This window comes from Ruminococcus sp. BSD2780120874_150323_B10 (assembly GCF_015553695.1).
Classification (GTDB): domain Bacteria; phylum Bacillota; class Clostridia; order Oscillospirales; family Acutalibacteraceae; genus Ruminococcoides; species Ruminococcoides intestinale_A.
In genome coordinates this window covers 117,918-132,779 of sequence record NZ_JADNHD010000004.1, presented here as the reverse complement: position 1 = coordinate 132,779, position 14,862 = coordinate 117,918, and the positions used below count along the sequence as shown (strand labels likewise).

The window sequence follows — 14,862 nt, the reverse complement described above, 5'->3', positions numbered from 1 at the left end:
CGTAAGCAAGATAAAGACGATATTAAGATTGCATAAAGATAAAGGCGGAAAAGCCGAAACTCTTCCGCCTTAAAACTATTACAGAATTCCGTCCAGCATCAAATTTACTTTAAGAACATTTACTGTTTCTTCTCCGAAGACTCCTAAGAATTTACCATCGGTGCATTTCTTAATAATCTCCCGTACCTCGTCCTCGGTCATATCGTTTGCTTTTGCGATTCTTGCCACCTGATACTCGGCGGCGGCGGGGAAAATATGGGGGTCAAGTCCGCTGCCCGAGCAGCTCACAACCGTACTTTTTTCCGTCAACCTCAATAATACTCCCGTTTGCTTTGTCGGGGAAAATAAGCTGCGCAAACCCTGTAACGACACCCGTATAAACCACGCCGCAGAGTAATGTGAATATAAGAAAAATTATTGCCGCTCTCGGCAGTACATTTTTTAATGTTTTCATTATAAAACCTCCTTATGCCAAGCCGAACAGTACAAGCAGCATATCAATCAGCTTAACGAAGATGAAGGGTGCCGCCAAACCGCCGAGACCGTAAATTAACAGGTTGCGGGACAAAAGCTTGCCTGCGGGAACCTCACGGTATTTCACACCTTTGAGTGCCAGCGACATCAGCAATCGTATCCGCGTCCAAAATCGCCGGAGGATGAAAGCCAAAACAAAGAGAGCCGAAAAGCGATCAGCAAACAAATGAAGCCTGTTCGAGAAAAGCTTTGCCGTGCGGAGAAAATTTTGGAGAAGTCTCCGCATTTGTATGAATTATTAAAGCAAGAGCACGAGCTTGAGAGAAAAGCCCGTGCGAGATATTTAGATAAAGGTCTGTTATGAATATGCCGAGTCGCACAATTACACAGTAGTCGGTGAATATATCGACCGAGCACAAAGCGGTAAATTTGATAACCGTGCCGAATTTCAAAGGTTGATTGCAGACAGCGATAAACACACCTTTGATGGGATACTTGTGTATCAGCTTGACCGCTTTGCCCGTAACCGTTATGACAGTGCGATTTATAAGGCAAAATTAAAGAAAAAACGGCGTCAGAGTTTTATCTGCAAAAGAGAATATCACCGATGACGCTTCAGGTATCCTTATCGAAGGCGTTCTTGAAAGTATGGCGGAATATTACTCGGTGGAACTTGCGCAGAAGATACACCGGGGAATGTCTATCAATGCCGAAAAATGCTTATCAAACGGCAGCAATCCGGGACTTGGGTTTAAGGTCAACAAAGCAGACCGCACCTTTTATGTTGACGAGGAAGAAGCGGCTATTGTCCGTGAAATATTTGAACGATATGCAAGTGGTGAAACCAAAGCGAAAATTGTAAAGGATTTGCAGCGGAGAAAGGTTAAAACTTCTATCGGCAACGAATTCACATATAACAGCCTTAGCCGCCTTCTCAAAAACAAACGCTATATCGGCATATATTTATACAAAGGAGTTGAAACACCCGGCGGAATGCCACGCATCTTGGATGACGACTTATTTTATCGGGTCCAATCGCTTATGAATAAAAACAAATCAGCACCCGCTCGAACAAGGGGCGAAAATGAATATCTCCTAACTACGAAACTTTTCTGCGGTCATTATAAAGAAATGATGGTAGGCTACGGCGGCACGGGTAAATCCGGCAAGCAGTATCACTATTATATGTGCAAAAAGAAATGCGATAAGAAGATTATCGGCAAGCAATATATCGAAGACCGTGTTGTCAGCGAATGCCTAAAAATGCTTACTGATGATAAAATCCGATATATTGCAAAGCGTGTTGCAGAGGAATGTAACAAGAGTCCCGACAATATATCGGTGCGTGAAATCAAGAAAGCTATTAAGGAAGTCGATGCTGCCATTGAAAACCTTTGGAAAGGTATTGAACAAGGACAATCGGTTGATATGCTGACTGAGCATCTGCATAAACGACAAGCAGAAAAAGAGGAATTGGAAACTCAGCTTGCTATTGAGAACAACAAGAAAATCTGCCTATCCGAAGCGCAGATTTTAGGCTTTCTTGATTATGTGTGCGAAATGCCGTTTGATGATTTTAATAAGCGCAGAGCTATTATCAATATATTCGTTAAATCCATCTACTTGTATGACGATCATTTCACCCTAATTATCAACGCAAGTAAGAAGCCTTTGAACATCGACAATATCCCGCTTGATGATATTGAGGAAGCTTTTGAGGGCGAAAATACCGAAACGGAGGGGTGTTCATCCTTGATGACACCCGCTCCACCAAATAAGAACCGCAATTTTGATACAAAGCGTATCTTAATTGCGGTTCATTTTTTATTTCTTAAAAACGGCTTGTAATCAGTATTTACGGCATTTTTGCCGATTAGTAAAGTGTCAGAGTGAATAAAAAATACGGCTGTTTTGTAATAAAAAAGGCAGCCGTTGAGTGTGTTTTTAGAGCCGATTTTTTATTCTGACACAAAACTTTTTGACCGTTTCATTTTTAAAAATAAGCGTTTCATTTTTCAAAATCAGAATTTATAACGGATGTCCTGTTTTTGGTTCATCTGTCTTGTTAAAATAAACACATAAATAAAAGAAAACTGAGTGATAAGCATTGGGGATAAGGCTTTTGCGAGATGCACAGCCTTGGAAAACATAACAATACCAAACGGTGTAATAAACATTGAAAATTATGTCTTTGCAGGATGTAATTCGTTGCAAAGCATAAATGTAAGCGATGGTAATTCCAATTATTTGTCTTGTGGAGGTGTATTGTTCGACAAGTCCAAAAGCGTACTTATTAAATATCCGGAAGGGAAAAAAGATACATCTTATATCATTCCTGATGGCGTAACAAGCATGGGAAAAGGTGCTTTATTCTTGTGTGAATCATTGAAAAGCATAACAATTCCCGAAAACGTTACAAGCATCTGGGATAGTGCTTTTTATCATTGCGACAACCTTATAATCTGCGCTCCATTATGCTAAAGACAACGGCATTAAGTTTAAAGAAATATAATTATTGTGTGTGGTAATTGTATGTACGCTCCGCCGCGGAAAAAATGCTGATTATAAATAATCCTTGACATCCTCAAAAAATATACAGACGAAAACCACAGGCTCAGCCAGAAGGATATAATTGAGATTCTCGACAAAGAATACTGTATGAAAATCGACAGAAAGTCGGTCAAGCGCAACCTGATGAACCTGATTGAATTCGGGTACGATATTGAGTACAGTGCGTCAATAAGACTGGTAAAGGATAAAAACGGCGAGAAATTGGAAACCAAAATACTGTCCGATTTTTATCTCAACAGATCCTTTACGGACGGCGAGCTGCGGCTTTTAATAGACAGCGTCTTGTTTTCAAACCATATCTCATATTCGCAGTGCAGGGATCTTGTCGAAAAGCTTGAGGGACTTTCAAATATTTACTTCAGATCAAGGGTAAAACACATTCGAAATCTGCCTGAGAATCAGCCGTCAAACAGTGAGCTGTTTATGACCATTGAAACGCTTGACAAGGCTATAAGCCGAGGGCTGCAGGTGTCGTTTACATACAATTCCTATGACATTGATAAGAAGCTGCATCCACGCAGGACAAGCAATAATGAAGTACGAAACTACATTATTAATCCGTATCAGATTGTTGCTACAAACGGCAGATACTATCTTGTCTGCAACTATGAGAAGTACGACAATATTTCGCACTATCGCCTCGACAGAATCACAAATATCAAGCTTCTCGACACACCTGCAAAGCCGCAGAGAATGGTTAAGGGAATTGAAAACGGACTTGACCTGCCAAAGCACCTCGCTGAGCATCTGTATATGTTTGCAGGCGAAAGCGTAGCGGTGAAATTCATCGCAAAAAGGTATATCGTGACCGATGTTATCGACTGGTTCGGTAAGGATATAAAATTCTCGGACGCAACAGATGATGAGGTCAAGGTGACGGTCAAGGTAAACCCGATTGCCATGAAAATGTGGGCACTGAAATATTCAAGGCATATAAGGGTCATTTTTCCGCAAAGCCTTGTTGATGAAATTAAGGCTGATATTGATTTTGCTAAGAAAAATTATGAATAAAAAGGAGTAATTATTGATGAAACAAATTAATTTAAACGGAATTAACTGCTGGATTATTAATCTTATGCCATTTCCTAAGGATGAAAGATATTCATCTGAGGTTTTACCTTTTCAACAAGAATGCATTAAAAATAATATTTTTGGTATGGGTTGGGCGACAAAAATAATTGACGAAATTGCAGACAACGAAGAGATTACTGAAGAAAACAAAGCAAAGTATGAATCAATGGTTGAAATAGACCGTCCTCAATACAAAGAATCATATAAGTCTGCACTTAAAATGTACCAAAACATTGCTGACGGCGATTTAGTGATAATGCGTCTGAAAAATTCTCATTTCTATTTAGGCAGAGTTGATGGCAAGGCAAAGTATATTCAAAGATTTTCTGTTAATGGTGCTAATAGGCTATCATGGGGATGTAATGTAAAGGAATGGTTTGAATTTGAAAATGAAGAAGAATTACCATCTGATATAATTGGAAGATTTTCACAAAGATATCATTCTACCATTCAGAGAGTTGCAAATAATAAATTAAAAATTATGATAATTGCATCTTATGAAAGGGCATCCAAGACTACGGAATTTAATATACCTAAGCCCTTGTTAAATCAAGATAATTTTGTAACGAGTTTAAACTATATGGAGTTGGAGGACCTCGTTAGTCAGTTTATTTATGAAAGGCATTATAAAGAGGGATATATTTTATTGCCCTCTTCCTGTAAAATTAACAAACAAAATTATGAATTTAGCTTTGTAAGCGTAAATAGAAATCCTATAACCTGCCAGGTCAAAAATCAAAGTGACGACATTATTCCAAATGAATATAATGATGAAAAGAGTTATGATAAAATCTATCTTTTTTCAGGAAAATGGAAAGACGAGGATATTGATAAATATAGAAAAGAATATGCCGGCACAAATATTTATATAATTAGTAAGGAAGAATTGTATAACGAGTTAATGAAAAATTCATATCTAAAAGCTAAACTTGAAAAATTCTATGATATATAATAATTGCTCAGGTATTTGTTATGCCTGTAGGACAAACAATAATATTTTCGGCGCAATCTGCGGAGATATTTTAGGTTCAACATTTGAGTTTGAAAAGAAGAAATACAATAATATTTCAGAAATTGATTTGTTCAGAGACGGTAGCCATTTTACTGATGACACTGTGTTGACCCTTGCTGTTGCTGACTGGTTGTTGCATGATCTGAATGATTATGAAGATGATGATTACTTTAAAGACAAGTTAGTGAAAAGAATGGTTGACTATGTTTGCAGAAAATATAAAAATCAACCACTGGGATACGGATTTAGTTTTTGGCAATGGTGCAACAAAGCCTATCTGATTGATGAATACGAACCTTATAACAGTTTTGGAAACGGTTCTGCAATGAGAGTAAGTCCCGTTGGGTGGTTTTTTGACACTATGGAAGAAACTATGCGTTTTGCAAAATTATCTGCTGACATAACCCATAATCATCCTGAGGGCGAGAAAGGCGCAATGTGTATAGCGGCTGCAATTTTTCTTGCGAGAAACGGAAAATCTGAAGATGAAATTAAAGAATATATTATCAGAGAATTTGGCTATTCAGGACTTGATTTTTCGGTTAAAGTATTGCGTGAAAAAAGTAATTATAGTGTAACTTGTCAGGATACAGTTCATTTGGCAGTTGCTGCTTTTTTAGAAAGCACTGACTTTGAATCAGCCATAAAACTTGCAATTTCATACGGAAGTGATTCAGACACAATAGCTGCAATGGCAGGAAGCATCGCAGAAGCTTACTATAAAGAAATTCCTTTATATATTGCGAATTTTTGCAAGTGTAAACTTGATAAACATGCCGCTTGCTTGTGCAAAGAATTTTTTGATTTTGTAAACAAGCAATCTCAAAAAAACATATGAAAAACACTATCAAAACATTAAGGCAGGTGCAGAACTTGCCTTAATGTTCAAAGTAGGTTGAAAAATGTATCAACAGCGGTTTGATTGCAGCACAGTGGGGCAAAGTTAAAACGAAACTTAAACATAATAGACAAATATTCATAAACCGCAGGGAGTTGGATTCCTGCGGTTTTTAGTGTGAGCTCGGTTCGCACATTAACACTTGCCAGCAAAAGTCTACTGCATCTTGGCAGTAGAAACTGTCAGCCTAAGGCAAGGGTGTTCACCGTGAGGTGAAATCTGAAGTAAGCCGGATTGAGGGATAAAAAGTTCCCGATGGGCAAAATTCCGGACCGACGGACAGAAATCACATATAAGGCGGTAATAGGCGGACGACTCTGCACGACAAGAAGAAGTCCAATACTACCCGAACCTATTGCAGTAGATGTGGCGGTTACGGAAGGAAGGTTATCATTCTTACCCGGGAGGTCTGTAAGATATGCTCCCGACAAGAGGGAATAAAAGGTTCCCACAGGAGTAAGCTGTGTCGAAAGGCAGCGGTTGAACTTACAGAAGTCAGCTTCACCCATAGTACCGATGAAGTGGCTAATCACCACCGAGGAAAGGGGTGGACGGTAAGGGGTTGTGTGAAATCAAAGTTGATAGATTGCGATTGAAAACAGTTGCTCTGCGAAGATTAATGACTGAGGGTAGACTGGAAGTCGAGAGTAAAAGTCAAGAATGTTTAGTAATCATCAAGAGAGAAGTCACAAGCAACATCTTACCGAAACGCCGTGTACCGAGCAGTACGCACGGTGTTGTGGGAGGACGGCGGTTAGCCACCGCTTCCTACCCGATTGTGGCTAAAATTCATATTTTCCGACAAAAATTTTAATTTTTCCAAAAAGTACTTGTTTGAAATGTGGTATTCTGATATAATTAAAAGCACAAAGTTTGGAATAATATCAAGCTATGCAACATAATCCAAATTATGTTATACTTAATAATTAGAAAGAAGAAGATGCAAACATACTTTTCTTATACTCATTTAGGAACCCAACAATATTTTTTAGGAGAAAAACGTATGAAAAAGATTACAAGTCTACTTTTGACACTTTCATTAGTGTTCTGTGTGCTTCTTGCTCTGCCCCTTATGCAATCTCTTAGCAATATGACTACTGGAACAGGACCTTTGTTAGGACATGATGTTAAAGGTAAATACGCCTCTGCAAAAGCTTCCTTTGTTGCTTCTAGTGGCAAGGTAGTAATTGGTGGTATGACACATCCCCATATGCAACCAACATATTATCTTATTGCTAGAAACAATTTTTCTTCATTAGGTTAATTGATAGGATAGATTAATATGTTGAATATTGTTCGCAAACATAAAATGCCTGTTCTTATTCTTAGCGTAGTTGTGATTTATGCTTTGCAGTTCCTTGTATTTCCAAAATTTTTGTCACAGTATTATCCAGTTTCAAATGAAGCTTGGTTCATACTTATTATCCCTTTAATCGTTTTTTCTGTCTTAACGAATACACTAATTGATGTAAATATAGGAAGATGGGCAATTGTCGATATCATATACTGTGTAATGATTCTCATATACAACGGGAAGGGGTTTTATGGTATTGGAAAAAGGGGATTATCTATAGATGGAATGTCTCCATCCTATTCGTTCGAGTTGGCAGTAATCACAATTTTAATGATTACATTAGTTCTATTTTTTTTTCAAATGTTGGTTCGAGCAATTCGACTAGTTTATTTGAAAATTAAAAACAGTAAAAATTAAAATTCTCCTATAATTCAGAGAAGTGCAATCGGTCTTGAGCGTTTCAAATCGGTTGCACTTCTTTTTTGCAAATATTCAAATATTTACTTGCTTTTTGAAATACCATCTTACATATTACAGGAGTATTATTTGATACAGTAAGGAGGATTTGCAATATCTACAAAAACAACATAGCAGAAGTTGATGCAAAAGCATTTGGATCAAAAATCTACAGTAAATTTCTTTTGCAAAAGTGCTTCACCCTTGTATTTCTCGTTGCGCAGAATACTGTTTATCGTTGTCTGGTTCCAGGCTTTTCTGCCTGTTGGAGTCGGTGTTCCAAGTCCGTCAAGGTGTTTGCAAATTCCTGATGCGGTCTTTCCTTGAAAAAACAATCGGTATATCAGTCGTACAATTTCAGCCTCCTTTTCATTGATGACCGGCTTGCCGTCTTTGCCCTTATCATAGCCGAGAAAATTCTTATAGGGCATAGTTACCTTTCCGTCAGCAAAACGCTCCGCCAAGGGGCAATTGCACCTATACGCTGATAGGTGCCACCTGTCATGGTGGAAGGAGAAAGTGAACTATCCAACTGAAGAATAACTACAGCAGAAAGAATAGCAAGAGGATATATGCGGTTTGTAAGAGTCTGTTATCCGGCGGATATTCGGCAAGGCAAATCCAACCTAAACCGACTGTGCTTTTTCTTTCTGCTGTAGTGAAAGCGTGAAAAACCACAAAAAATAAATTTATCGCTTTATAACCCGTTGTGTTTTTCATAGAAATATGCTATTATATTCTTGACAGTCACTTCTGCTTTTTTTGGATTTTGTTCGGAGGCAGCAAACCCTAATTGAATCGAGGCTGACGATATGAATATTAGCTATAAAAAGCTCTGGAAATTGCTGATTGACAGGGATATGAAAAAGAAGGGCCTGGAAAAGGCTGCGGGCATCAGCAACTATGTCATTTCCAAAATAACACGGAATGAAAATATCACGGTTGAAACCGTGGGAAAGATCTGCAAAGCACTGAATTGTACGCCGAATGACATGTTGGAATTCGTGTCTGTCAGTGAGTAAGAGGTTTGATTATGAACAGCATTTTGAAAAAAATCAGGCAAAGCGATGCCTTTAATGAGGAAAATCGAATCCCCTATACAAAGGCGATCGTGTTGATGAGCTTATTTACTTTTGTGTTTCTGGGCGCGGAATTTTTGTTTGTCAATATGATCTCCCGCACGGTTTCGGGGAATCAATCGGTAAATGCCCAAAACTATGCGCTTGGTATCAGCGTCATCGGTTTCGTTCTGTATCCTGTTTTCTCTCGATTTTGTAAAGGAAAATGGCAAACCGCACTTGCAATGTGCGCAGTGATTTTGTCGGTTATTTGTCTTTTTGTGATATGCCGCCATGCCTCTTATGCACTTACACTTGGCATGGGACTCTTGCTGTTTCTGATTCTCGGCGCGTTTGGAAGTGCCGTATTCTACAAAACACTATGTCTGTTAGAGGACAACACCTATATTGCGCGACTGACAGGCGTTTCCTATATGCTTGGAATCTTGCTTCAAATCGCAAACAACAATTTGGTTCATATAGATTACATAGAAGCCGGCATACTTTCTGCATTTATACTATTGCTGGCATTTATGCTGATAAAAGCAGAAAAAAACAGCGTTGTCCCTGCCTTCTCCAAAAGCAAAACCGAAGAGGAAAACGACGAAAGCGGAAAGGATAGCCTGAAAATCATTTTGCTCCTCGTCCTTTTCGTCGCACTGATGACCTGTATTTTCGGCACCATGGACAATGCGGTCACCGTATACCACGCAAACGGAACGGTGAATATTGGTCAGTGGCCGAGAATACTTCTCGCACTCAGCGGTCTTATGGCAGGTTTTTTATTTGATATTGCAGGCAGAAAATATATGAGTGTGATCATGTACTGCGTAATGCTTTTGTCTACGACCTGCCTTGTCATTATTCAATTTGCCGGTCCGTTCACGGTGGGTCTGGTCATATTCTATCTGTCCGCCGGCTTCTTTGCTGTTTTCTTTACCTCTTCCTTTATGGAGATCGCCCGATACACAAAAAAGCCGGAGCTGTGGGCGGGGCTCGGCAGAGCCGTCAATAATCTTGTCGCCGCTGTAATCACGGGAGGCTCCCTTGCACTGCTCAATTCCGGCAATAATATTGCCATCACCACCATTGAACTGATCATGTTCGTCCTTGCCAGCGTCGCCGCATTTATATATACGAATATGAGAAGAAGTTTCTTTGAGAGGCTTGACGCAAAAGACAAAAATAAATTGAGTGACAGTGAAAGACTGCAAAAGTTGTCGGAGCAGTTTTCGCTGACGCAGAGAGAAACCGAGGTTTTCGGACTGCTTGTCAATACCGAAGACGGATTGCAGACGATAGCCGATGGTTTGTATGTCTCCAGACGAACCTTAGAGAGATATGTCTCCGCCATATATGAAAAAACAGGTGCAAAATCACGGATCGGGCTTGTTACTCTTTATAACAACGTATAATTAAACATAACAAAAAGCATTTTATCCTCCTACCAATGTGGGAGGATATTTTTTTGCGGTTTTTTCAGGGAAAACCGATATTTTTGCCTCGATTTTAAGAATGGCGGAGTTCCGCCACCCCATTTTCGGCAGATTGGCGGACTTCCCTTATATCAAAATCGGCACTCTGTAAGTATAATTATATGCAAAGACGGTCGGGAGGAATACGAATTGCGACACAAACTCTTATATTTTATCGAAAGGTATAATAAGAATTATTTGCCCAAAATTTTAACTGTCCTTTTGCTTGCAAGTTTGGCTCTGAGTGCCTGTGCCAAAAAGCCTTCGCAAACATACAGTTCTACATCAATCCCAAAGCCTTCACAAAACACATCTACGCAGGCGGAGCCGGTAACGCTGGAACAGGCGCTTCTCAAGGAGCGCGGCAAGCCGTATGACCAATCGGACTACAAGACATTTGTCGGCGGCGAGGGCATTATAAACGAATACGCCGAATTCGACTGTAATCTGGATCACGGCTACAGTAAAACCGTCAACGATTTCGTGGTGGCTGACGGAAAGCTGTATCAGGCAAATTTCAACTCCGTTTTGGCAAACGGCAAGAACATACAGGAGGTCGGCACCCTGCCCGGGAAAAATATCCGATATTGGCGCCTGACCCATGACGGTGAAATGGGAGAGATCTACTTAAATGACGGCTCCGGCTATAAGGTCAGCAACCCGCCGTTTACGGCCTCGCCGATGGATAAGGCGCAGCATCCGCTGTTCCGAAAGGTTTACCGCTATGCTTCCGACGGAAAGGTGCTGGAGGATCATACGGTAGAATACTTAAATGCCGATAATGTCTACTCCGGCGATCCGATGATCGCCGTTGCCGGCGGTAAAGTCAGTCTGCTTTTTTCGGGCAAATATCTTGATAAGGGTACGACCGGCTGGAATTGGTATAGGGACATGGATTGGCGGGAGTACATTGCCTTTGATTTGGAGCTGTCTGAGCTTGTCGGCGAAGCACCAATCCGGCTGCTTAATCGGAACATTCTGATGACCAATTGTGCCTTTTATGAGATCGTGTATGCCTCGGAGCCTTTGGACGACAGCGACACAAAAGCGCAGCTTGCGCCGGACGGCTCGGTGTCTCCCTATTATCCCGCAGCGCAGCATCTCAACTGCAATGTAAAGCTAAGAAAGCTTGAACTGCTCACTGCTTTTTACGGTGATGTCCGCAGCATCAGCACAAGCTATGTGATCACCGAGGACTATACGATGCTTCCCATTGCCGAGGTGCTTACAGACGGATACGGTGCGTATCAAAAATACGATCCCTGCCGTTTCTATTGGGACTATGATCAGAAATAAGGAAAAGGAGAGAAACACGATGAATACAAAACGAATCACGGCACTTGCGTTGGTCTTGGTCATGACCTTGCTTCTTGCCGCCTGCGGCAGCAAAACCGTTGTGAACGATGACGGCACAAAAACCGAACAAACAGAACGCGGAGTCAAGGTGACGCAAACGGCGACAAAAGCCGAACAAACAGAACGCGGAGTCAAGGTGACGCAAACGGCGGCAAAAGCCGTGCAGACCGAAAAATACGAAACCGCCGATTTCAGCATGACCATCCCAAAGGGCTGGACGGTAACGACCGGCGGAACAAATATCTACCACAGTATTCGGGTAAGCGATCCGAACGAACCGCTCAATCAGATGTTTGTGCTGCTCAAAGCTGATATTCTTCTGCACAGTCAGGCTGGCAAAGATGCATGGCAACAGAACTACAGCATGGGGAATACCCAGGCGGCGCTTTTTGCTAAGGCCGCTGTGCTTGATAACCCGTCTACAGAGGGCTTTTTCAAAATATTCTCACAGTATACTGCATTTGCATCGGAGGTGGAGCCTGCTTATTCGGGATATGCGTTCCCTGGGTTTGATAATTTTACGGTAACAGACCGCTATCCCTCTGCCAGCCCGATGAAGTCCTCCGCTCTCGGCGACGAGCAGCTTCGTGCGACATTCACGGATAACGGCAAAGAGGGCGAGGGCCTATTTGCCGCCAGTGTGGTGGACTTTGGTAGCCTTGCCATCTCCAACGGCAATGTGGTAGGCTATCAGCTCCAGACGGTGGACGGCGGCTACTATATGGCTTACAACATCGTTGCTGTTACCGCCGCAAAGGACACCTTTATCGAGTGGGAAGGTGTGCTGACCGATTGCTTCAAAACCCTGCAGTATTCCGACAGCTTTGTCAGTACCACCAATCAGGCAAGCAATGAAAAGGTTGCCATTGCTCAGCAGATCAGCCAGAACTTCAATGAGACCATGGACGGCTTTATGTCCTCCTGGGAAAGCCGCAATAGAAGTCAGGACATTATGAGCCAGAAGCAGAGCGACGCCACCCTCGGCTACGAGCGCGTTTACGATACCGAGACCGGCGAAATTTACAAGGCTACGAACGGTTTTACCGATGTGTACGACGGCAAGCGGTACAAGGCAGTGACCGACGACAATATGTATGCCGAACCTATCAGCGGGTATATTGAAAAGCAATAACACCATAACAAAAACGGTTTACCGTAGAATCGTGATGAAAAGGAGGTGACGGACGGTGAACAGGCAGCTTTCCGCTTTGCCGGACAGTAAAACAACAAGAATAATACTGCCGTATAAAAGGCAATATGTGATCTTCGCCGTTTATGAAGTGCTGGATAAAAACGGTGCCGAATATGAAAAAACAGACGCATCCACCATTTTAGCAGAGATGTCGGTATACGGTAATTTAAGCCGGTTTTCCGTCTCCGTAAATGAACAGGAAACGGGAACGGAACTGACCGTAACAATGATACATCCTTGCGAGGGACTGTCCGATACCGGTATCCGAAGGGCAACGACCGCCATAGCCGACAGTATATCGCAGCATTTGGAAAACGAGCTTGTGATAAACAAGTTGAAGGCTTGATTTCAGATCATAATCGAAAGCCTGAAGCAAAGAAAAATTGAAGGAAATGTCTATGAGAAAATTCGGAGAATATGTCCGAGCGGCATATGGGTGTTTCTCGGCAAAATGGATTTTCGGGGTGCTTGCGGCACTTGCCTTTTGCCGTCCTTAACAAAAACGGTTCTGTTGTGCATAACAAAAGAATCGCTTACCGCAGGCGCGGTGTTTTTTGCAGACCTGTTCTGCATTGTCTGCGCCTGTATACACATTTATTCCAGGATATGTTTTACCCATCGAGGGACGCGGAATGGTCATTGGAGGACTGGTGGAAAAAGAGCTATTACGACAAGCTGAACTTTTATGCGCAGATGGTAAGGAAAGGTCGCAAGAAGGAATTTGAATGGCTGCGTGATCAGCTGCTGAACATGGCGCCTCATACCGGAGGCACAGTTCTTCCAAACAACACCGAGACAAAAAGCCGAATATTTATCTCTACCCCGAAACGGAAACCGAGATAACGGTCACCTTTGAAAAGCCGGAATATCTCACCTCGTCCATTCCGGACTATAGGGGAGCGTGGACGGTAACGGCATCTCCCAACGGCAAGCTCACCGATGCCATGGGCAACAGCTACGGCTATCTGTTCTATGAAGCTCTTGTGAAAAAGAAGGCGTTCCAAACCGAAGAAGGCTTCCTTATTCCGGCAGACAACCGCGACGAAACTTTCCGACGGATACTGACGGCTTACGGATTTAATGAGCAGGAAACGGCCGACTTCATCGAGTACTGGTCGGATTATCTGAAAGGTGGCACGGATTACCTTATGTATCCGATGCTGACCGACGGTGTTAACGCCGCCATGCCGGTGTCCTTCTCCGTCAACCCTGACAGCATAACCCGTATATGGTTTGGCTTTGCTCACTATGACGGAAGTGAAATAAAAAAACCGAGATCACACCGATCGAGCGAAAAGAATTTACTGTTGTTGAATGGGGAGGGCTGTTTTGGATTGATTGACAGAGCAAAATAAAATCACTCTAACGAAATGTATAGCAGAAAGAATGGAGGCAACCAAATGAATGAGTCACGAGTATTTATGTTAAATGGCACGGATATGCAAAAGATCGTTACCCGCTTAGAGGGTTTCTTTCGCACCGAGAAGGGTATGGAGGTGCAAAGCTCCGAGACTACGGAGGGCTACGTTATGCAGGCGAGCCAGCCGAAGGATGGATGGAAAACTCTTACGGGAATGCGGCTTGCCGTTACCGTGCAGATGACGGTTATGGGAAATCAATTGAATGTAAACATCGGCGAAGGACAGTGGTCGGATAAAATCGGCGCCGGAGCAATCGGTCTGTTTGTTGCATGGCCGCTGGCGATCACTGCCGGAATGGGTGCATTCAAACAGAAAAAGTTACCGGGCGAGGTGTTTCAGGTCATCGAAACTACCATTATGACCGGCGGCCAACCTGTGGTTGTGACCGGCGCGGGTCAGACGGTGGCGGCGGGCATGACCGTATGCCCGAACTGCAAAGCGCAGCTTTCCGCCGATGCAAAATTCTGCGACCGTTGCGGAACAAGGCTCGGCAGAAAATGCCCGAACTGCGGTGCCGATGTTAAACAAAACAGTGTTTTCTGCTCCGAATGCGGACAAAAACTTTAAGAAAGGATATTAAGACT

The 14,862-nt window shown here is 42.2% G+C and carries 16 protein-coding genes and 1 pseudogene; 14 read left to right on the top strand and 3 right to left on the bottom strand.

Going from position 1 to position 14,862, the window contains the following annotated elements:
• Positions 1 to 78 precede the first annotated feature (78 nt).
• Positions 79 to 454, bottom strand: a pseudogene (locus I2E21_RS04280) (potassium-transporting ATPase subunit C).
• A 12-nt stretch (positions 455 to 466) separates the two neighbouring features.
• Positions 467 to 700 carry a hypothetical protein gene (locus I2E21_RS04275; protein ID WP_195410552.1) on the bottom strand — a complete coding sequence of 78 codons (234 nt, stop codon included), beginning with the start codon at positions 698 to 700 and terminating at the stop codon, positions 467 to 469.
• Positions 701 to 821: 121 nt separating this feature from the next.
• Here I2E21_RS04275 and I2E21_RS12235 point away from each other — a divergent pair, with 121 nt between their 5' ends.
• The 7 genes from I2E21_RS12235 (at position 822) to I2E21_RS04245 (ending at position 7,290) form a co-directional block, all read left to right on the top strand.
• Entirely contained in the window at positions 822 to 1,085 is a 264-nt protein-coding gene (locus I2E21_RS12235) for a recombinase family protein (RefSeq protein WP_347708278.1), read from the top strand.
• A gap of 37 nt (positions 1,086 to 1,122) precedes the next feature.
• Entirely contained in the window at positions 1,123 to 2,322 is a 1,200-nt protein-coding gene (locus I2E21_RS04270) for a recombinase family protein (protein WP_243240589.1), read from the top strand.
• Positions 2,323 to 2,571: 249 nt separating this feature from the next.
• Positions 2,572 to 2,955 carry a leucine-rich repeat domain-containing protein gene (locus I2E21_RS12535; protein WP_301965567.1) on the top strand — a complete coding sequence of 128 codons (384 nt, stop codon included), beginning with the start codon at positions 2,572 to 2,574 and terminating at the stop codon, positions 2,953 to 2,955.
• A 177-nt stretch (positions 2,956 to 3,132) separates the two neighbouring features.
• A complete protein-coding gene (locus I2E21_RS04260; protein WP_195410524.1) occupies positions 3,133 to 4,056 on the top strand; it encodes a WYL domain-containing protein in 924 nt (307 codons plus the stop codon).
• 16 nt (positions 4,057 to 4,072) lie between these two features.
• Positions 4,073 to 5,068, top strand: coding sequence for a hypothetical protein (locus tag I2E21_RS04255; protein ID WP_195410523.1), 996 nt, complete (start codon positions 4,073 to 4,075; stop codon positions 5,066 to 5,068).
• On the top strand, positions 5,058 to 5,966 hold the full coding sequence (locus I2E21_RS04250; protein ID WP_207735299.1) for an ADP-ribosylglycohydrolase family protein: 909 nt from the start codon (positions 5,058 to 5,060) through the stop codon (positions 5,964 to 5,966). Before I2E21_RS04255 ends, I2E21_RS04250 begins: the two co-directional genes overlap by 11 nt.
• Positions 5,967 to 7,029: 1,063 nt before the next feature.
• Positions 7,030 to 7,290 (top strand): hypothetical protein, encoded by a 261-nt coding sequence (locus tag I2E21_RS04245; protein WP_195410551.1) that lies wholly within the window; start codon positions 7,030 to 7,032, stop codon positions 7,288 to 7,290.
• A gap of 647 nt (positions 7,291 to 7,937) precedes the next feature.
• Here the strand turns inward: I2E21_RS04245 and I2E21_RS04240 are convergent.
• Entirely contained in the window at positions 7,938 to 8,240 is a 303-nt protein-coding gene (locus I2E21_RS04240) for a recombinase family protein (RefSeq protein WP_243240588.1), read from the bottom strand.
• A gap of 348 nt (positions 8,241 to 8,588) precedes the next feature.
• Between I2E21_RS04240 and I2E21_RS04235 the strand changes: the two genes are divergently transcribed.
• From I2E21_RS04235 to I2E21_RS04205, 7 genes are all read left to right on the top strand, one after another.
• Positions 8,589 to 8,798 carry a helix-turn-helix transcriptional regulator gene (locus I2E21_RS04235; RefSeq protein WP_195410522.1) on the top strand — a complete coding sequence of 70 codons (210 nt, stop codon included), beginning with the start codon at positions 8,589 to 8,591 and terminating at the stop codon, positions 8,796 to 8,798.
• A gap of 11 nt (positions 8,799 to 8,809) precedes the next feature.
• On the top strand, positions 8,810 to 10,249 hold the full coding sequence (locus I2E21_RS04230; RefSeq protein ID WP_195410521.1) for a LuxR family transcriptional regulator: 1,440 nt from the start codon (positions 8,810 to 8,812) through the stop codon (positions 10,247 to 10,249).
• Between the two features lie 210 nt (positions 10,250 to 10,459).
• Positions 10,460 to 11,605, top strand: coding sequence for a hypothetical protein (locus tag I2E21_RS04225; RefSeq protein WP_195410520.1), 1,146 nt, complete (start codon positions 10,460 to 10,462; stop codon positions 11,603 to 11,605).
• A gap of 19 nt (positions 11,606 to 11,624) precedes the next feature.
• Entirely contained in the window at positions 11,625 to 12,797 is a 1,173-nt protein-coding gene (locus I2E21_RS04220) for a hypothetical protein (protein ID WP_195410519.1), read from the top strand.
• Positions 12,798 to 12,852: 55 nt separating this feature from the next.
• Positions 12,853 to 13,203, top strand: coding sequence for a hypothetical protein (locus tag I2E21_RS04215; RefSeq protein WP_195410518.1), 351 nt, complete (start codon positions 12,853 to 12,855; stop codon positions 13,201 to 13,203).
• Positions 13,204 to 13,801: 598 nt separating this feature from the next.
• Positions 13,802 to 14,212, top strand: coding sequence for a hypothetical protein (locus tag I2E21_RS12230; RefSeq protein WP_243240587.1), 411 nt, complete (start codon positions 13,802 to 13,804; stop codon positions 14,210 to 14,212).
• A gap of 45 nt (positions 14,213 to 14,257) precedes the next feature.
• Entirely contained in the window at positions 14,258 to 14,845 is a 588-nt protein-coding gene (locus tag I2E21_RS04205) for a zinc ribbon domain-containing protein (protein ID WP_243240586.1), read from the top strand.
• Positions 14,846 to 14,862 lie beyond the last annotated feature (17 nt).